Annotated in this window: 20 protein-coding genes; 15 read left to right on the forward strand and 5 right to left on the reverse strand. The window is 66.0% G+C overall.

Translation table 11 applies throughout. The features are described from left to right. Positions 1-15 precede the first annotated feature (15 nt). A complete protein-coding gene (locus tag MHM97_RS14020) occupies positions 16-417 on the forward strand; it encodes a rhodanese-like domain-containing protein (protein WP_239322996.1) in 402 nt (133 codons plus the stop codon). A 239-nt stretch (positions 418-656) separates the two neighbouring features. Then, a complete protein-coding gene (locus MHM97_RS14025) occupies positions 657-1,883 on the forward strand; it encodes an MFS transporter (RefSeq protein ID WP_239323118.1) in 1,227 nt (408 codons plus the stop codon). Between the two features lie 18 nt (positions 1,884-1,901). Here the strand turns inward: MHM97_RS14025 and MHM97_RS14030 are convergent, their stop codons facing one another. Further along, positions 1,902-2,771 carry a helix-turn-helix domain-containing protein gene (locus MHM97_RS14030; protein ID WP_239322997.1) on the reverse strand — a complete coding sequence of 290 codons (870 nt, stop codon included), beginning with the start codon at positions 2,769-2,771 and terminating at the stop codon, positions 1,902-1,904. A 105-nt stretch (positions 2,772-2,876) separates the two neighbouring features. Between MHM97_RS14030 and MHM97_RS14035 the strand changes: the two genes are divergently transcribed. Genes MHM97_RS14035 through MHM97_RS14045 form a run of 3 tightly spaced genes read left to right on the forward strand, consistent with a single transcriptional unit; the run spans position 2,877 to position 5,071 of the window. Continuing rightward, positions 2,877-3,107 (forward strand): DUF2061 domain-containing protein, encoded by a 231-nt coding sequence (locus tag MHM97_RS14035; RefSeq protein ID WP_239322998.1) that lies wholly within the window; start codon positions 2,877-2,879, stop codon positions 3,105-3,107. Continuing rightward, complete coding sequence (locus tag MHM97_RS14040; RefSeq protein ID WP_239322999.1) at positions 3,100-4,122, forward strand: fatty acid desaturase; 1,023 nt, start codon at positions 3,100-3,102, stop codon at positions 4,120-4,122. The genes MHM97_RS14035 and MHM97_RS14040 overlap by 8 nt, the downstream gene beginning before the upstream one ends. A 46-nt stretch (positions 4,123-4,168) precedes the next feature. After that, entirely contained in the window at positions 4,169-5,071 is a 903-nt protein-coding gene (locus MHM97_RS14045) for a DMT family transporter (RefSeq protein ID WP_239323000.1), read from the forward strand. Positions 5,072-5,360: 289 nt separating this feature from the next. Here the strand turns inward: MHM97_RS14045 and MHM97_RS14050 are convergent, their stop codons facing one another. Both MHM97_RS14050 and MHM97_RS14055 read right to left on the reverse strand, forming a co-directional pair. Then, a complete protein-coding gene (locus MHM97_RS14050; RefSeq protein WP_370645733.1) occupies positions 5,361-6,116 on the reverse strand; it encodes an NUDIX hydrolase in 756 nt (251 codons plus the stop codon). Between the two features lie 338 nt (positions 6,117-6,454). After that, on the reverse strand, positions 6,455-6,874 hold the full coding sequence (locus MHM97_RS14055) for a DUF983 domain-containing protein (RefSeq protein ID WP_239323001.1): 420 nt from the start codon (positions 6,872-6,874) through the stop codon (positions 6,455-6,457). 268 nt (positions 6,875-7,142) lie between these two features. Between MHM97_RS14055 and MHM97_RS14060 the strand changes: the two genes are divergently transcribed. The 4 genes from MHM97_RS14060 (at position 7,143) to MHM97_RS14075 (ending at position 9,294) form a co-directional block, all read left to right on the forward strand. Continuing rightward, the gene (locus MHM97_RS14060) at positions 7,143-7,640 is read left to right on the forward strand and encodes an EF-hand domain-containing protein (RefSeq protein ID WP_239323002.1); all 498 of its coding nucleotides are present in this window, start codon (positions 7,143-7,145) and stop codon (positions 7,638-7,640) included. Positions 7,641-7,713: 73 nt separating this feature from the next. Continuing rightward, positions 7,714-8,337, forward strand: coding sequence for an RNA polymerase sigma factor (locus tag MHM97_RS14065; protein ID WP_239323120.1), 624 nt, complete (start codon positions 7,714-7,716; stop codon positions 8,335-8,337). Beyond that, positions 8,330-8,746 carry a hypothetical protein gene (locus tag MHM97_RS14070; protein WP_239323003.1) on the forward strand — a complete coding sequence of 139 codons (417 nt, stop codon included), beginning with the start codon at positions 8,330-8,332 and terminating at the stop codon, positions 8,744-8,746. The genes MHM97_RS14065 and MHM97_RS14070 overlap by 8 nt, the downstream gene beginning before the upstream one ends. Further along, entirely contained in the window at positions 8,743-9,294 is a 552-nt protein-coding gene (locus MHM97_RS14075) for a periplasmic heavy metal sensor (RefSeq protein ID WP_239323004.1), read from the forward strand. The genes MHM97_RS14070 and MHM97_RS14075 overlap by 4 nt, the downstream gene beginning before the upstream one ends. Positions 9,295-9,424: 130 nt before the next feature. On the opposite strand, the gene MHM97_RS14080 is transcribed toward MHM97_RS14075, so the two are convergent. Next, positions 9,425-9,934 (reverse strand): GNAT family N-acetyltransferase, encoded by a 510-nt coding sequence (locus tag MHM97_RS14080; RefSeq protein ID WP_239323005.1) that lies wholly within the window; start codon positions 9,932-9,934, stop codon positions 9,425-9,427. Between the two features lie 169 nt (positions 9,935-10,103). After that, complete coding sequence (locus MHM97_RS14085; protein WP_239323006.1) at positions 10,104-11,516, reverse strand: diguanylate cyclase; 1,413 nt, start codon at positions 11,514-11,516, stop codon at positions 10,104-10,106. A gap of 115 nt (positions 11,517-11,631) precedes the next feature. Here MHM97_RS14085 and MHM97_RS14090 point away from each other — a divergent pair, with 115 nt between their 5' ends. The 6 genes from MHM97_RS14090 (at position 11,632) to MHM97_RS14115 (ending at position 18,673) form a co-directional block, all read left to right on the forward strand. Next, positions 11,632-11,916 carry a DUF3572 domain-containing protein gene (locus MHM97_RS14090; RefSeq protein WP_239323007.1) on the forward strand — a complete coding sequence of 95 codons (285 nt, stop codon included), beginning with the start codon at positions 11,632-11,634 and terminating at the stop codon, positions 11,914-11,916. Positions 11,917-11,956: 40 nt separating this feature from the next. After that, a complete protein-coding gene (locus MHM97_RS14095) occupies positions 11,957-12,661 on the forward strand; it encodes an HAD family hydrolase (protein WP_239323008.1) in 705 nt (234 codons plus the stop codon). 136 nt (positions 12,662-12,797) lie between these two features. After that, complete coding sequence (locus tag MHM97_RS14100) at positions 12,798-14,357, forward strand: trimethylamine methyltransferase family protein (RefSeq protein ID WP_239323009.1); 1,560 nt, start codon at positions 12,798-12,800, stop codon at positions 14,355-14,357. 401 nt (positions 14,358-14,758) lie between these two features. Continuing rightward, complete coding sequence (locus MHM97_RS14105) at positions 14,759-15,346, forward strand: heme NO-binding domain-containing protein (RefSeq protein WP_239323010.1); 588 nt, start codon at positions 14,759-14,761, stop codon at positions 15,344-15,346. Further along, the gene (locus tag MHM97_RS14110) at positions 15,343-16,359 is read left to right on the forward strand and encodes a GGDEF domain-containing protein (protein ID WP_239323011.1); all 1,017 of its coding nucleotides are present in this window, start codon (positions 15,343-15,345) and stop codon (positions 16,357-16,359) included. The genes MHM97_RS14105 and MHM97_RS14110 overlap by 4 nt, the downstream gene beginning before the upstream one ends. A 232-nt stretch (positions 16,360-16,591) precedes the next feature. After that, the gene (locus tag MHM97_RS14115; protein WP_239323012.1) at positions 16,592-18,673 is read left to right on the forward strand and encodes a molybdopterin-containing oxidoreductase family protein; all 2,082 of its coding nucleotides are present in this window, start codon (positions 16,592-16,594) and stop codon (positions 18,671-18,673) included. Positions 18,674-18,695 lie beyond the last annotated feature (22 nt).

Genomic DNA, 18,695 nt, shown 5'->3' on the forward strand with positions numbered 1-18,695 from the left:
ACCAAGGAGGCACGCATGACTTTTATTTCCACCAAGACCCATCAGGATCTCGTGGCAGAGGCAGAGGCCGAAATTTCCTTCGTCCCGGTCGCGGATGCGCAACAGCTGCAAGAGGCGGGCGACGCCGAATTCATCGATCTCCGCGTCTATCGGGAGCTGGAAAAGACCGGCGTCATCCCCGGCGCGCATTCCTGCCCGCGCGGGTTGCTGGAATTCTGGCTCGACCAGGACAGCCCCTTCGCGCGCGAGGTGTTTGGCCGCGACAAGATGTTCATCTTCTACTGCGACAACGGCTGGCGCTCGGCGCTGAGCACGCATCAGGCCGAGACCATGGGGCTGCAGAATGTGCATTGCCTCAAGGGGGGCCTGGACGGTTGGATGGACGCCCAAGGTCCGCTTTCGCCCTATCACTGGTAGTCCAGGCGACATCATCAGGGGCGTGCCCCGCCGGACCGGCGCGCGGTCTTATGCGCAGCGGTGCGGAGGTGCGATGCCCGCCGTTTCGTCCGGCGCCGTGCCGAGCGGGCTGAGACGGCTTGCCCCGCGCGGGGCAGGGGACACATCCGCGCCGGATTGGCCACAGCGCCAGAAAAACGACCCCACCCGTCGAAAACACGACTGCACGGGCCGGACGAATCCGTATGGTCGGGCCTGTTATGCGCACGATCCTCTCCTTTGCCGCCCTCTTTCTGTCCGTCATTCTGCTCCAGCTCTCTACCGGGGGCGTGGGGCCACTGGATGCGCTCTCGGGTGCGGCGATGGGGTTCGACAACCGCCAGATCGGTCTTTTGGGCTCGGCGCATTTCCTCGGCTTTTTCATCGGCTGCTGGTGGACGCCCCGGCTGATGGGGCGGGTCGGGCATTCGCGCGCCTTTGCGGTCTGCACGGCGCTTGGGGCGATGGGGCTGCTGGCGCATACGCTCACCGACAACCCCTATGCCTGGGCGGCGATGCGGATTGCTTCGGGCCTCTGTGTGGCGGGCTGTTACACGGTGATCGAGGCCTGGCTGAACGCCAAGGTCACCAATGAAAACCGGGGCCGGACCTCGGGGCTCTACCGGATTGCCGACACCGGCGCCTCGCTGGCGGCGCAGCTGATGATCGCGGTGCTGCCACCCGCAAATTACATCTCGTACAATCTGTTGGCGATCCTGTGCTGCGCCACGCTGTTGCCGCTGATGATGACCCGCGCCAGCCAGCCCAAGATGCCCTCTGCGCCGCGCCTGCGCCCCGGGCTGGCATGGCGCTGCTCGCCCCTTGGCGTGGCCGGTGTCCTGGTTTCGGCGCTCAGCGGCGCATCGTTCCGGATGGTGGGGCCGATCTACGGCCAGGAGGTCGGCCTGATGATCGACCAGATCGCCTTTTTCCTCGCGGCCTTTGTTCTGGGCGGCGCGCTGGCGCAATATCCCGTCGGGTGGCTTGCGGATAAATTCGACCGCCGCTGGGTGCTGATCTGGCTCTCGGGCGTGTCGATGCTGGCCTGCGCGGTGACCCTGCCGGCAAGCGGCGGCGGCACCCTGGCGATCATGATCTCGGCGGCCTTTTTCGGGCTTACCACGGTGCCGATCTTCTCGGTCTCGGCCGCCCACGCCAATGACTTTGCCACCTCCGAAGAACGGGTGGAGCTGTCGGCGGCCTTGATGTTCTTTTATGCCAGCGGCGCCATCGCCGCGCCGCTTCTGGCCTCCGCCCTGATCGAGGCCTTTGGCCCCGGCGCGCTGTTTGTCTTTATCGCCGTGGGCCATGCGGGGCTGATCGTCTTTGGCCTTGCAAGGATGCGCAGCCGCGCCACCCCGACGGAACGCACCCGCTACGTCTATGCGCCGCGCACGTCGTTCACCATCGGCAAGATGCTGAAACGCGCGCGTGAAGGGCGGCAGTAGGGCGGCCCGCGCGCCGCGTCACGACGTCCCCCCGATCTGCGCCCTGAGCGCCCGCACCCGGCGCGGCATCTGCCGGGCGGTGATGTCCGCCTCGCGCACCAGCCGGTCGAAATGGCCGGTATAGGTCTCGATCCGCTCCCGGTCGCGAAAGGCCATATAGTGGCTGCCGGCATAGAACACGCACAACAGCGGGCCGAATATGGTCAGCGGCGAGGAATAGAGCCGCTTGGCATCATAGAGATAGATCCGCAGCCGGGGATAAAGCTGCGTGGTCAGCTGCTCCAGATGCTCCAGCTGTTCGATCCGGATCTCTGCGGGCAGGCCTTCGTAATAGCCCACGCCCTTGGCAAAGCTGTCGATCTCGTAGATCGGCATGGCGATCTCGTAATCCGACCCTGCCTGCTGCATCCAGGTCAGCCGGTCCTGCGAAGCGCCGATGGCCTGATCGGCGGTGCGCCCCAGATGCGGCGCGTATTCCCATTCCAGCACCGCGCGGGTCTTCAGCATGTCGGGCAGGGTCGCGGGCACGTGGCGGATCTTGTAGCCCGCCGCCTCCCGGTGCCACTCGTAGATGCGTTCGTCCACCAGCGCCCGGGGGGCTTCGGTCATGGCGATCGAGGAGGCCAGCAGCTCGGCCGCGCTCTCCGGCCGGTCCGACAGGCTCAGGAGCCAATCCGCCGAAACCCCGAGCACCGCCGCACAGGCGCCCACCACATGGGCGTTTGGCAGGCGCGCGCCCTCGTCGGTCAGCAGCTGTGAAATGGTGGACCGGTCCACACCGGTTTCCCGCGCCAGGGCGCTCTGGCTCAGGCCGCTGTCGCGCAGGGCGCGATTGAGACGATCCCGAAACTGCGTGGCGCGCAGGCGTTTGTCGATATTATCCCTCATGTGGTGACATATATCACCATTGATGGGTTTTGTTAATCACATACGGAATTCTGCACAGCTTCGGCTCTTGCTAATGTGACCACATACAAAAAATCAGGAGGCATTATGGAAACGCGTGGGCGCTCCCTCGTGAAGGCTGTCGTATGGAATGTGATCGGGCTGGTCTCGATGACGCTTGTGGGATTTCTCGCCACCGGCTCTGTCAGCGCGGGCGGCAAGATGGCCGCAGTGAATACAGCGCTGGGGTTCGCCACATACCTGATCTACGAGCGGGTCTGGGCGCGTATTTCCTGGGGGCGGCTTGGCCATCAGAGCGGAGGCCACCGCCATGCGTGACCTCACCGAGGAAGAGCAACTGGCCGCGCTGTTGAACGACCCGCTTGCACAGGGGGCGGGGGACGCGACGGCCGAGGCGGTCGATCCCGCGGATGTTGCGGCGCGCGCCGCGCTGCCGGCGCATCCCGAATGGGGCACCTTCGCGCTGATCGTGGCCTGCTATTGTGTCTGGGCCGGGGCGCTGTTTGGTCTGGCGCAGCTTTCCACCGTGCTGGCGGTGGGGCTGGCCGGGGTCACGGTGGCGCTGCATTCCTCGCTCTGCCACGAGGTGCTGCATGGTCATCCCTTCCGCAGCCGCCGCCTGAATGAAGCGCTGGTGTTCCTGCCGCTGAACCTCGCGGTGCCCTATGGCCGCTTTCGCGACACCCATTTGCAGCATCACCAGGACGAGAATCTGACCGATCCCTATGACGACCCGGAGAGCAATTTCCAGGATCCGGAGGCCTGGGCGCAGCTGCCCGCCTGGCGTCAGCGCCTGCTGCGGGTCAACAACACGCTGCTGGGGCGCATGCTGCTGGGGCCGGTGATCGGGCAGATCAGCTTTATGCAAACGGACTGGCGGCTGATGCGCCGGGGCACGCCGGGCATCCTGCGCGACTGGGCGCTGCATGCGCTGGGCGCTGCCTTGGTCCTGTGGGTTGTGTCGTTGTCGGCGCTGCCGGTGCTGGCCTATCTGGGCGCCGCCTACATTGGCCTCGCGCTGCTGAAGATCCGCACCTATCTGGAGCATCGCGCCCATGAGGACATGCATGGCCGCACCGCGATCGTCGAAGGCCGCGGCCTGTTGGGGATGGTGCTGGGGTTTCTGTTCCTGAACAACAATCTCCACATTGTGCACCACCTCTATCCCGGCGTCGCCTGGCACCGGTTGCCGGCCCTCTACCGGCGTCATCGCAGCCGGTTTCAGGCCCGCAATGACGGCTATGTGCTGACCAGCTATGCCAGCGTGTTCCGGCAGTTTGCACTGCGGGCCAAGGATCCGGTGCCGCATCCGCTCTGGAAATCGCCGGAGTAAGGGGGCACAAGAGCGGCATGTGATAGTCTGCCACCAAGGTTTGTCGATGCCGCTCTGGATCCCCGTCACCCTCGCCGCCGCCACGTTTCAGACCATCCGCTTCATGCTGCAAAAGGTGCTGAGCGCGGTGACCCTCAGCGCCGCGGGGGCGACGTTTTCGCGGTTTGTCTACTCGGCACCGGTGATCCTGCTGGCGCTCTGGGCCTATGTGACCAGCACGGAAGCGGAGCTGCCGGCGCTGTCGCTGCGGTTCTGGGGCTTTGCCACCATCGGCGGGCTGTCGCAGATCCTGGCCACGGTCTGCGTGGTGGCGCTGTTCAAGCAACGCAATTTTGCCGTTGGCATCACCTTCAAGAAAACCGAAGTGATCCAGACCGCAATCGTCGGGCTGGTGGTGCTGGGGGATGAAGTCTCGGCGTTGGGCTGGTTGGCGATCCTGATCGGGCTGGTCGGGGTGCTGGTCCTGTCAAAGACAAAGGACGGCCCCAAGGGGCTCTGGCGTCAGATGAGCGGCCGCGCCCCGGTGCTGGGGCTCGGGTCTGGGGTGCTGTTTGCGTTTTCAGCGGTCAGCTATCGCGGCGCGTCGCTGCAATTGCAGGAGCCGGACGCGGTGCTGCGCGCGGCGGTGACGCTGGCGGTGGTGGTCTGCTTGCAGACGGTGATGATGCTGGTCTGGCTGGCGCTGCGCGACCCGGGTGAGATTGCACGGGTCTGGGCGGCACGTCGGGTGGCGGTCTGGGTGGGGCTGACCAGCATGGGCGGGTCTTTCTGCTGGTTTCTCGCCTTCACGCTGCAGAACGCGGCCTATGTCAAGGCGCTGGGGCAGGTGGAGCTGCTGTTGTCTCTGCTGGCGTCCCTGCTGGTGTTCCGCGAGGAGGTGACGCGGCGAGAGATCTTCGGCATGGGGCTTCTGGTTTTGTCGATCCTCGCCCTGATCCTGGCAATCTGAACGGACAGCGGCGAGCCGCATCCGCGTGGCGCTGTGTCGCCCGGGTGGGCTCCCGCCCGTCGCATCTGCGCCCCTTTTTGCAAAGGGGCACCGTGCTCCCGTTGGGCCCGGCACCGCGCGTCCCGCGCGGTGCCGCAGCCAGCCCCTTTTTTCAAAAGGGGCTGGCTGCCCGGCCCAAGACTGACTGGCGGTGCGCCCTTTGGCACAAAGGGCGTGCAGCCGAAGGCGCGGGAGCGCCGCCGCCCGCCGAGGCCGCCGGACGCCTGTGGTTGTGACCCGCGCGGCTGGGTCAATCGCGCCCCGCCATCGGTCGTCCGTGCAACTGCAGGAACAGGCTTTCCTCGTCGTCGTTGCGAAAATAGGGGGTGGTCTCGGGGCGGGTTCCGCTGCGCAGGTTGGCCGCGACCTCCGCCAGCACGACTTCGGTGATGAACGGCAGATCAAAGCGCCGCACCTGGCTGAGCGGAATCCACTGGAGATGGGACAGCTCGTCCGAGGCGCGGGAGAAATCATCCAGGTCCCCCAGCAGAGATTCGGCGGCCACCTGGAAGAACCGCGCGTCAAAGCGGCGCGGCCGGCCGGGCGGGGTCAGGGCGCGGAACACGAAGCTGAGCGCGGAGGCATCCGGCACATGGCCGCTGGCAGCAAAGCTCTGCCAGTCGGGCGGCACCTCTCCGCTCCAGGTGCCGGGGCATCCCAGGATCAGCCCGGTTTCCTCCCACAATTCGCGCGTCGCTGCCGCGCAGAGCGCCTGCCAGACCTCGGCGCCGCCATCGGCTTGCAACCGCTCCCGACAGGGGGGCGGGATGTCTGCCGCCAGCGGGATGTGACGGTCGCCGTGATCCATCGCCCCGCCGGGAAACACGAATTTGTTGGGCATGAAGGCCGCCTTGGCCCCGCGCTGCCCCATCAGCACCCGCGGATCGTCGCTGTCGCCGTCGCGCACCGCGATCACCGTGGCGGCATCGCGGATCGCGGCCTTGTCCACGGGCATGCCGCCGTGCGGCCCGGTCACGCGGCCTGAATTGCCTGGGGTGCCTGCCATGGCTTTGGTCCTCCTGTCCTCACCGGCCCGACCGGCCCAAGCAATCTGGCCCAAACGATCCGGCCCAAGCGATTCTGGCCAAGGGTCCTGTCGCGCCGATGCTGCGCCCGCCGGGGGCTGGCGGCAGTTTCCTGTCTTTGGCAGGGAAAGGAAAGGGGCGGCACCGGATTTTGATCAAACGACGCCGCGAAACGGGGGCAGCGGCACCTGATTCCGCAACCCCGGGGCAAGCAGCGGCCGTGTGGCGGGGCAGGCGCCGGTGCCCTCGCCGAGGGTCCCGTCTTGCCCCCGGGCGCGCACGCCCGCGCGGGCCACGGGGGGGCGTCAGCGATGCGGCATCAGCCGGCGGATCGTGCGGCCTTGTCGAACCCGTGCATGCGCTTTGCCCATTGATAGGCCACCACCACGCCTTTCAGCCGCGGCAGCAGATAGAGCGACGCGGCGATACAGGTGACCGAGAACACCGAGGCCATCACCCAGGGCGAGGGGCGCCATTCAAACGCCATATAGTGCATCAGGGGCGCCATGATGTGGCCGACCGCCAGAATGGTCAGATAGGCAGGCCCGTCGTCGGCGCGATGGTGGTGAAACTCTTCCCCGCAGTTTGCGCAGCTGTCATTCACCTTCAGGTAACTGTGCAACAGCTTGCCCTCGCCGCATTTGGGGCAGCGCTGGCGCCAGCCGTTCCAGAGTGCGGGTTTTGTCGGGCGGTCGTCGGTCAGCGTCTCTTGCTGGGCGAGGCCGTGCGTCTGGGTCATCTCGAAGCTCCGTCACCTTAAATAGCCGCATCGAAATCCGGGCAGAATTCCCTCTGTGGCAATGCTCAGTTTCAATACATTGGACCAAATATGCAAATCACAGGTGTATTTCGCTGTGACCGGGTGACGCGGCGGGGGCAGGTGACGCCACGTCGAAACCGGCCGTAACAGAAAAATGCGCCCCTCGCGACGGAAAACGGCCAGTGGCCCGTTTCACTTCTACATCGGGCAGCATGGTGCTGCTGAGGCTGATAGAAGGAACGATGTGATGAAGAAACAGATCCTGATTGCCACTCTGCTCACGCTCTCCACCGCCGCCACGGCGACCCTTGCGGTTGCCAAGCCCGGCTTTGGCCCCGCCCGCGAGCGTCCGACCTTTGAACAGCTGGATGCCGATGGCGATGGCGCGCTGAGCCAGGCCGAACTGGCCGCCCAGGGCCAGAAACGCTTTGCGGCGGCCGATGCGGATGGGGACGGGCTGCTCAGCGCCGAAGAATTGGCGACCCGGGCGCAGGAAAGGATTGCCAAACGCACCGATGCTATGATCGAACGGTTCGACGAAAACGGCGATGGCGCGCTCAGCGCCGAGGAAATGCCGCAGCACCGGGGGCCGCAACGGATCCTGGAGCGGGCAGACACCGACGGCAATGGCACGATCTCCAAGGCGGAGTTCGATACCGCGCAGGCGATCCTCGATGCCGTGATGAAGAAGAAACATCACCGTGGCGGCCCGGACAAACGGGATCACGGCGCAGACGCGGAGTAAGTCGGATCCGGACGCAAGACTGCATATGCGGACCGTCAAACACCTGCCTTCCCATACCGGGGGGGCATCCATGATGGGGTTCGGACGGGCTGCGTCGGCACCGGCCCCCCGTGCGCCTGCGCCGGCAGAGGCGCCGGCCAGCGATGACGCCTTGCTGGTGCTCTATGCCAATGGCGATCCCGCCGCCGCCACGGAACTGACCCGGCGCCATGCGCCCCGGGTGCTGGGCGTGGCAACGCGGGTGCTCGGCAGCCGCGCCGAGGCCGAGGACGTGACCCAGGATGCGATGCTGCGCCTGTGGAAGGTCGCGCCGGACTGGCGCCCGAGCGAGGCGCAGGTGTCGACCTGGCTCTACCGGGTGACGATGAACCTCTGCATCGACGTCAAGCGCAAGGCGCGCGGCGGTCATGTGGACCTCGATGCCATTCCCGAACCGCCGGACCCCGCTGCCGGCGCGGCGGAGACGCTTCAGAACAGCGCCCGCCACGATGCCTTGCAGGCGGCGCTGATGACCCTGCCGGAGCGGCAGCGACAGGCGGTGGTGCTGCGCCACATCGAGGAACTGACGAACCCGGAGATCGCCGGGATCATGGAGATCAGCGTGGAGGCCGTGGAAAGCCTGACCGCGCGCGGCAAACGGACACTGGCCAAGGCTCTGGCCGGTCGTCGAGAGGAATTGGGGTATCAAGATGGCTGATCGCGAGAACCACCAGAACCAGCAGCAGGACGTCGACGCCTTGGAAACGCTCTTTGCCGAGGCGCGTGCGACACGTCCCGACACGGTGCCCGACGGGCTGATGTCCTCGATCACCGCCGCCGCCGCGGCAGAACAGGCGCTCCGGGCAACGCCGACGCCAGGACCTGCCGCTGCCAACCGCAACCGGAGCCCGCTTGGCCTGCTTCTGGCCGCCCTCGGCGGATGGCCCGCGGTGGGCGGCCTGGTGGCGGCCAGCTGTACCGGGCTGTGGATCGGCGTGGCGGGGCCGGAGGCGCTGTTGGGCGCGCCGGGGCTCGACAGTCTCGCGGCCTCCGCTACGGTAAGTGCCGATTACGCGGCCTATGAAACCTTCGATCTGGCCAGCGTTCTGGCCGAGGATGTGCAATGACACAGACATCAGACCCCAGAGCTTCGTCCCGGATGCCGCGCTGGCTGAAGGCGGTGTTTGCCCTGTCGCTCGCCGGCAACCTGGCGGTTGTCGGGCTGGTGGCCGGGGCAGCGCTGCGCGATGACGGGCCCCGTCGTCCCCGCCACAAGGCGCCGCCGCCGCCCGCCGCCGCCGAGGCGATCGGCGCAGTGATGTACCGCAGCTTTGAACCGGAGCAGCGCCGGGCGCTGCGGCAGCTGGCGGACGGGCCGTTTGACAACATCGTCGAACGCCGCATCGCGGAACTGACCGACCTGCTCGGCGTGATCCGGGCGGAGCCGCTGGATGTGGCGGTGCTGCGGGCGCGGATCGACGCACAGGCGCAATCCATCCAGCAGTTCCGCGGCGCCATGCAGGAGGCCTGGATCACCGAGCTGGAGACCATGACCCCGCAAGAGCGCGCCGCCTTTGCCGATCGGGTGGAAAAACACATCGCCCGGTTCCGCAAGCCGCGTCAGCCGGGCGGCAAGGACGGGGCTGCGTCCGGGCGCGACACCCGCGCGGATTGAGGCCCCGCCGCGCGCCCCCATGCGGGGGCGGTCAGGGGCGCGCCGTCCGATCCCTGACGGGGATGCGGCTCATCTCAGCGGGCGTCTGCCCGGCGGCCTCGCATCTCTCAGGGGGGGGCAGGATCGGCGGTCAGGCACCAGGGGCAAGAGGGGCGGCACCGGTGCCGAGCGGTTTTTCAAAGCGCCAGATCTCCAGCGGAAAAGCGCTCTCTGCGGTCTCCAGATCCACCACCTGCCGACCGGCATGGCTCCAGCCCGATTTTTCGTAAAAGCGGGCCGCGCGGGTGTTGCCAATGGCACAGGCCAGCCAGGCCCGGTGATGTCCGGCCGCGCGTATCCGGGTTTCCCCATCCTGCATCAGGGCGGCGGCGACGCCGGCACCGCGCGCTTGGGGCGCGACATACATCTGGTAGATCTCGTCGTCCTTGACCATGCAGAAGCCAAGCACCTCGGCGCCGTCGCAGGCCACCCGCGTCAGCGTCAGGTTACTCAGGCTGCGGTCGTGAAAGCTCTGCGGCGTGCGCAGGGCACGCAGCTCCGCGGGAACGATGTCACCATGTGCCTCATGCCACCCCGCCGCCCAGATTGCAGCAATCTGGCGGGCCTGGGCCGTGGTTGGAGTGTCCAATGTGAATGCCATGGCACAAGGCTATCGGGCGGGCGGCGTTTCGACAACCGGCGGATGTGGCCCGGTGCACGGATCCGATGCACGCTCCCCAACAGGTCGCGGCATATGGCGCCGTGTGTCCGGCCACCGCATCGAGGCCGGTTGCGGCGGGCGGATCGGCGGGAGGGGCGGTCCTGCGGGCTCAGGCGGCGGCAGTGCGCGGCGGCGCCTTGATCGCGGTGCGGTTGCGGCCCGCATTCTTGGCATCATAGAGCGCCCGGTCGGCGGCCGCAAAGAGCTCCTCGACCGCCAGGTCCGGACAGCCATCGCCCCCGCCGCCGCCGACCACTGCACCAATGCTGACGGTGACCGGGATCTGGGGGCCTCCCTGCAGTGCAAACGGGCTGGCGTTGATGGCATTGCACAGGCGGGTGGCCATGGCGGCGGTGTCACCGGCGTGAATGGCGGGCATCACCACCAGGAACTCCTCGCCGCCGATCCGGGCCAGCAGGTCGCCGCCGCGCAGTTCCGCCTTCAGGCGGCGGGCCGCCTCCACCAGCACCGCATCCCCGACCGGGTGGCCGTGCTGGTCGTTGATCCGCTTGAAATGATCGAGGTCGGCAATCATCACCGCGAAACTCTCGCCGCGATCCTGTGCATCCTGGGCCACCCGCTCCAGAAAGGGCTTGGCATAGCGGCGGTTGTAGAGCCCGGTCATCGGGTCCTCCATCGCTGCGCGCAGACCGTTGCGCAGGTTGTCGCGGATCACCTCGGCGCGGTGCTTGTGCTGCAGCTGGCTGGAGATCCGCAGTGCCAGCTCGTCGACCTGAAACCCACAGTGCAAGACGTCATGGGCACCGCGATCAAGTGCTTCGGCCGCGATCATCGCATCGGCCGGGTTGGGCACCGCGATCACCACGCTGTCGCGGGTGCTGATCCGCGCCCGCAGATCCGCCAGCAGCCGCAGGGCCAGCCCGGCGCAGGTCTCGTTCAGCTCGATCACGATCACATCGGGCACCGGGTTGCGCATCAGATCCTGGATCGCGTCGACGGTATAGGCCCGCAGGTCGTGGTCGACTTCGCCCGCCAGGCGGTGGCGCCATTTCTGCGCCGTCGCCAGATCATGGCAGACCAGGGCGACCCGGGCCGTCGGCTGGGGCAGCGGGGCGGTGCCGGTTGCCTCTTTCAGCGGCATCACGAAAGACGGCACGCCATCTTCGCGCAGATGCAGGTCCTCGTCCTGCAACCGCATGCGCAACAGGCTGCGGATGCGGGCCTGGAGGATCATGTCGTCCACCGGCTGCGGGAGCACCTCGTCGATCCCGGCCGAGAGCGCCATGATCCGGGTCGACCGGTCGTTCTGCGCACTCAGCGCGATGACCGGCACATTGGCCATCTGCGGGATCTGCGCCATCGCGCGCTTGATGCCGGCGGCATCGGCATCGGGCAGGGACATCGCGGTCAGGATCAGATCCGGGCGATTGTCGGCCACCAATGCCAGCGCGCTGGCCAGGCTGTCGGCCTGCAATACGTGATAGCAGGCGGCCGTCAGCTGCACCTTCAGAACGATGCGATTGGTGGAAACCCCATCTATGACCAGGATCGTGCCTTGCACGGCGAAACACCTTCATTTTCGGCTATGAGTTAATTTTGAGTGTTGATGAGACTGGTTAACAAACCCTTTCGGGGTTAGTGCAAATTGACGTAAAAGTGTCGACAAGGAGGCCGATATGCCAATTTCCGCCGATCACGCCGAGGTTTTGGGCTTAAAAGCGCTGAGCTGGCTGGCCAGCAGCGATGAACTGCTGCCGGTGTTCCTCGGCTCCAGCGGGGCGTCGATCTCGGATCTGCGCGATCGGGTCAACGATCCGGCGTTCCTCGGTGCCGTGCTCGATTTCCTGCTGATGGATGACGCCTGGGTGATGGCCTTCTGCGACAGCGCGGAGGTGGGCTATTCCGCCCTCACCGAGGCGCGCGCGATGCTGCCCGGGGGTGAACAGGTGCATTGGACGTGATAAGCGCAGGCGCATCACATTGGCCGATCAAGGATGCCCCATGACCCTCTCCGCGCTTCTCTTTGACAAGGACGGCACGCTGTTCGACTTCGCCATGACCTGGAACGGCTGGGCCAAGGCCATGCTGACCGACCTGGCCGCAGGGGACGGCCAGCGCCTGTCCGCCATGGCCGCGGCGGTGCGCTATGATCTTGCCACGGCGGCGTTTCGCCCCGACAGCCTGGTGATCGCCGGCACCAATGACGAGGTGGCCGAGGTGCTGGCGCCGCATGTGCCCCACATGGACCGGGTCGCGCTGGCCGACTACCTGATCCGCACCGCCGCCGAAGCGGAGCTGGCGCAGGCGGTGCCGCTGGCGCCCTATCTTGCGGCGCTGCGCACAGGCGGGCTGAAGCTTGGGGTGATGACCAATGACGGCGAACATTCGGCGCGCCGCCACCTGACCCGGTCCGGGGTCTACGACCACTTCCACATGGTGATCGGTGCCGACAGCGGCTATGGCGCCAAACCCGACCCGGAGCCGCTCCTGGCCTTCTGCGCCGCACAGGGGGTGCGCCCCGAGGAGACCGCGATGGTGGGCGACAGCCGCCATGACCTGATCGCGGGCCGCGCGGCCGGCATGCGCACGATCGGGGTGCTGACCGGCATGGCCAGTGCCGGGGACCTCGCGCCCCTTGCGGATGTAGTGCTGCCGAACATCGGCCATATCCCCGACTGGCTGGCAGCAGGGGACCAGCCCGCCTGACGACGCCCGGCGACCTGAATTTCGCGGCATATATAGGCGGGAAAGCGACATCGCGTGTCGGTAATGGACAGGTGTGTCTGGTTCTCGCCGGGGCACAGTAAGAGGGAACGGAAAACCAGGCATCACAGGGGGCATCATGTCGGAGACAGTTGCACGCAAGCGCCGCGGTGGCGGCAGGGCGGGGGCGGCGGCACGCCGTGGCACCGCCACGTTGGAGCAGATGCCCTGGAACCCTCCGACCAATATCGACCGTCCGATCGAGCCGCTGACCGAAGAGGGCATCGCCGCCATCCATGACGGGGCCATGCGCATCCTCGAGGAAATCGGCGTGCAGTTCCTCAACGACGAGGCGCTGGAGATCTTCAAGCAGGCCGGCGTCAAGGTCGAGGGCGAACTGGTCCGCATGGACCGCGACTTCGTGATGGAGATGGTGGCCAAGGCCCCGCGCGACTTCACCCTGACGCCGCGCAACCCCGACCGAGCGCTCCATGTCGGCGGCACCACGATGCTGTTCGGCAATGTCTCCTCGCCGCCCAACTATTGGGACATGGAGCTGAAGCAGAAAATCCCCGGCACCCGCGAACACTGCCGCAACCTGTTGAAGCTGACCCAGTATTTCAACTGTATCCACTTTGCCGGCGGCTACCCGGTGGAGCCGGTAGACCTGCATGCCTCGGTGCGCCACCTCGATGTGCTCTATGACAAGCTGACCCTCACCGACAAGGTGATGCATGCCTATTCGCTGGGCAAGGAGCGGGTCGAGGATGTGATGGAGATGGTGCGCATCGCCGGCGGCCTCAGCCATGAGGAATTCGACGCCAAGCCGCATATGTACACCAATATCAACTCCACCTCGCCGCTGAAGCATGACGAGCCGATGATCGACGGCTCGCTGCGGCTGATCCGGCGCGGCCAGCCGGTGATCGTGTCGCCCTTCACGTTGGCGGGGGCGATGGCGCCGGTGACCATGGCAGGCGCTGTGGCGCAGTCGCTGGCCGAATCGCTTTGTGCGATCGCCCTGTTCCAATACGTCGCCCCCGGCGTGCCCTGCGCCATCGGCACCTTTACCTCCAACGTGGACATGAAATCGGGCGCCCCGGCCTTTGGCACCCCGGAATACATGCGCTCCACCCAGATGACCGGCCAGATGGCCCGCTTTTACGGCCTGCCGATGCGCTCCTCCGGGGTCTGTGCCGCCAATGTGCCGGACGGGCAGGCGATGTGGGAGACCTCCAACTCGCTCTGGGCGGCGGTGCAGTCGGGCACCAACATGGTCTATCACGCGGCGGGCTGGCTGGAGGGCGGGCTGATCGCCAGCCCGGAGAAATTCATCATGGACTGCGAAGTCCTGCAGATGATCCAGCGCTACATGGATCCGGTGATCAACGCCACCGGCCCGGACGAGATCGCGCTGGATGCGATCCGCGAGGTCGGCAACGACGGCCATTTCTTCGGCATCCAGCACACCCAGGACCGCTATGCCACCGCCTTTTACCAGCCGTTCCTGAGCGACTGGCGCAACTATGAGGCCTGGGAAGCCGCCGGCGCCACCTGGACCGCTGAACGCGCCCACGGGATGTTCAAGCAGATTCTGGGCGAATTCGAGGAGCCGCCGATGGATCCGGCCATCCGCGAGGAACTCGCCGCCTTTGTCGAACGCCGCAAGGCCGAGGGCGGCGCGCCAACGGATTTTTAACGTTCTGTCCGGATTCCGGTCAATCAGGCAGTTTTCCGCAAAATGCCGCCCGCACCAGCCAATAATCGGTTGGAGCGGGCGGTTTTCTTGTCTTATGATGCCCGCGTAACGATCAAACGCGAAGACAGGATACGAGTTTTTGGGCACCTCTCCCGGCAGCTTTACGCATCATTTACGACGCAGGCTGTAGAGGGCATAACTGGAAAACATGCAGGCAGGGGAATGCAACAGCCGTGGCGCCAGGTCACCGGCCAGCGGGTTATTACCGCTGCGGGACGGCGCAGGGGCGGGGCAATGACGGGGGGGTCCCCTGTTTCAAATGCAGGTTCAATTTTAGCTATTCGGCCTTTCTTAAGCATGCTCGCCTAGGATCGGGTCAGGGTGAAGTAGGGAACAACCGTATGCACGGTTTGATTAACAGAGCTGTCCAGGCCTTTGTCTCCAGCACCTATGGAACAGGACGCTGGACGGACATCATGGACGCGAGCGGGCTTGGGTTTACCGAGTTCGAAGCGATGCTTGTCTACTCGGAAGAGCAATCCGAGCGCATGCTGCGCGCCGTGGAGCAGAATCTGGAACGGCCCTTGCCCGAGATCCTGGAGGATGTGGGGACCTTTCTGGTCTCCAACCCCCAGGTCGAGGCCCTGCGCCGCCTGCTGCGCTTTGGCGGCGTGAACTACGTCGATTTCCTGCACTCGCTGGATGACCTGCCGGATCGCGCCCGGCTGGCGGTGTCGGACCTGCGGTTGCCGGGGCTGGAGCTGATCGAACAGGCGCCGGGGCAATTCGACCTGCTGTGCCAGCCCGGCGTGCCCGGATATGCCCAGGTGATGACCGGCGTGCTGCGCGCCATGGCCGATGACTACGGCGCCCTTGTGTTCCTGGAGCAATCCGGCAGCCAGGACGGGGCGGATGTGATCTCCATCACCCTGGTGGAGAGCGAATTTGCCGAGGGGCGGACCTTCGATCTGGGAGCGCATACACTATGATGAGCTTTGACGATCTCGCCGGGTTTGCAAACCAACTGTGCCCGATGCATGTCATCATCGACGCCGAGGGTCAGGTGCTCAGCCACGGGCCGACCCTGCACAAGCTCTCGGGCGAGGACAGCTGGACCGGCAAGCCCTTCTTTGATGTGCTGGACCTGCAACGCCCGCGCTGGATCAAGACGATTTCGGATCTGATGGAAACCGCGGGCACCAAGCTGCATTTCCAGCTGCGCGCCGCGCCGCACACCCGCATGAAAGGCGTGCTGGTGCCGCTGCCAAACGGGCAGGGGGCCTTTATCAACCTGTCGTTCGGGATTTCGGTGCTGGATGCGGTGCGTGACTTCAACCTGACCAGCCAGGATTTCTCGCCCACCGACCTGACCATCGAAATGCTCTATCTGGTAGAGGCGAAATCCGCCGCGATGGAGGCCTCGCGCCAGTTGAACCTGCGCCTGCAAGGGGCCAAGATCGCGGCCGAGGAACAGGCCTTTACCGACACGCTGACCGGGCTGAAGAACCGCCGCGCCATGGATCATGTGCTCAACCGCCTGATCCTGGGCGGGCGCGATTTTGCGCTGATGCATGTGGATCTCGACTTCTTCAAGCAGGTCAACGACACCTACGGCCACGCGGCAGGCGATGCGGTGTTGCAGCGCGTGGCGGCGATCATGGTCGAGTGCACCCGCAAGTCCGACACGGTGGTGCGCGTTGGTGGCGATGAATTTGTGATTATTTTCGAAGGCTTGCTGGATCGCAAGCGGCTGTCCGATCTGGCCTGCCGCCTGATCACCCGCCTCGAAGAGCCGATCCAATACGGTGCCGAGAGCTGCCAGATCTCGGCTTCGGCAGGCACCACCCTGTCGACCTCCATGGCGCAGCCCGATGCGGCCGTGCTGCTGCACCAGTCCGATGTGGCGCTCTATGCCGCCAAACGGGCGGGCAAGGCGCAGCACATGTTCTACACCCCGCATCAGGAAACGGAGATGGTGGAGCCGGACAGCCGCTCCGCCTGATCCGTTCAATCCCAATCTGCCAAGGTCTCTGGCCCGTCCGCAATGACGCTGCGGGTGGGGTCTGTTGTGAGATCGCGCGCCGGGGGGGCGGCCGTCGGAGGGGGCTGCTGTGCACTGGCGTTGTGAAAACGGGGCTGCGGAAAATTGGTCTGCCCGGATTGGCCTCTATTGGAGCTTTTGACCGGGCCTGCGCTGCGCTACCCCGGGGGCACAGCCATCGTGGAGCACAGCCATGTCCAGCCATTCCCCCTCCGCCGCCACCCCGCGCATCCTGCCCAGCGTCTGCCCGTTGGATTGCCCCGACACGTGTAGCCTCAGCGTTGAGGTCACGGGCGATCAGATCACCTCTGTGCGCGGCTCTGACGCCAATCCGTTTACCGCCGGAGTGGTCTGCAACAAGGTCACGCGCGCCTATCCCGATTTTGTCCACGGCCCTGCGCGGCTGACCCATCCGTTGCGGCGGGTTGGCCCACGCGGGTCGGATCAGTTTGAGCGTATCAGCTGGGATGCGGCGCTGGACTTGGTGGTGGCGGGCTTTCGCGCGGCGATCGACGCCCATGGCGCTCAATCCATCCTGCCGCTGAATTATGCTGGCCCGCATGGCGAACTGGCCGGCGGCTCGCTGGATCGGCGGTTCTTCTATCGCCTCGGGGCGACCCGGATGAACCGGGGCCCGCTCTGCGGCGGGGTGCGCAGCCTCGCTTACGAGAGCCTTTATGGCAACGCGCCCGGCATGCCGCCCGAGCAGGCGCAGCACGCCGATCTGATCGTGGTCTGGGGCAACAATGTCACCGTCTCCAACCTGCATCTGACCCGTGTGGTGAAGGCCGCGCGGGCCAAGGGCGCGCGGCTGGTGGTGATCGACCCCAAGCGCATCAAGATCGCGCAGCAGGCTGACCTTTATCTTCAGGTCAAACCGGGCACCGATGTGGTGCTGGCCCATGCGCTCGCCACAGAGCTGGAACGGCGCGGGGCCTTTGATGCGGAGTTTATCGCGCAGTGGGTGCATGGCGCAGAGGCCTACATGGCCGAGGCGCGCAGATACTCCATTGAGGACGCCGCAGAAATCTGCGGTCTTGAGGTGCGCGACATCCTGCAACTGGCCGACTGGATGCAGGCGGCAGAGCGGCTCGCGACCTCCACCGGCAACGGGATGGAGCGTGGCCGCTCCGGCGGGTCCGGCCTGCGTGCGGCCATGGCGCTCAATGCGCTTCTGGGTCAACACGGGCGGCTGGGGGCCGGGGTGGTGGCCAAATCCGGCCTTGCCTCGCCCAAGACCCGGGCGCGACTGCAAGGCGATCACCTGATCGACCCCGACACACGGGTTGTGAACATCCTCGACGTGGCGCGGCTGATGCTGGACCGGGACCAGCCCACGCCGATCAATGCGGTGATGATCTACAACCACAACCCCGTGGCCACCCATCCGGATCAGGCCCGCATGATTGCGGCGCTCAGCCAGCCGGAGATGTTCACCGTCGGCTGTGACGTGGTGATGACCGACAGCATGGCCTATTGCGACGTGATCCTGCCTGCCGCGACCCATTTTGAACATGACGAGATCTTTGCCGCCTATGGTCAGAACTACGTGCAGCGCGCCGAGCCGGTGATCGCGCCGGTGGGGGAGAGCCTGCCCAATACGGAAATCTTTCGCCGTTTGGCGGCGCGCTTTGGCTATACCGAAGCCGCCCATCAGGCCTCGGACGTGCAGCTGATGGATGACGCCATGGACGCCAGCCATCCGCAGTTTGAGGGCCGCCCACCCAGCCAGATGCCGACCGACCGGGCGCTGGAAATGCAAAACAGCGACGGTGCGGCGCTGATCCTGTGCGATACGGTGACGCCGGACACGGAAACCGGCCGGATTGAACTCTTCAGCGCCGCGCTGGAGGCTGAAACCGGCTTTGGCGTGCCGCGCTTTGATCCGGTGCCGCAGGATCTGCCCTTGGTGCTGATTACGCCCAGTTCCGACAAACGCATCAACGCGACCTTCGGCAGCGCACCGCTCTCTGCCGGTCCCGAAAGCATCGAGGTCCACCCCGAGGACGCCGCCGCGCGCGGGCTTGAGGAGGGCGACACGGTCGAGGTGGCAAATGCCCGTGGGGCCGTGACCTTCCGTCTGAAGATCTCGGACGCGATGCAGCGCGGGGTGGTCTATGCCCCCAAGGGCACATGGCGCATCAGCTCCGAAACCGGCCTCACCGCCAATGCGCTGATCCCGGTGGAGGTGCGCACGGATATCGGGGATGGCGCCTGCTATAACGAGACCTTCGTGGAGCTGCGCGCCTATGGCGGGCATCACGCGGCCGAGTAGCGATCCCGCCAAACGCGACCAA

It is taken from the genome of Epibacterium sp. Ofav1-8 (genome assembly GCF_022348185.1).
Lineage (GTDB): Bacteria > Pseudomonadota > Alphaproteobacteria > Rhodobacterales > Rhodobacteraceae > Epibacterium.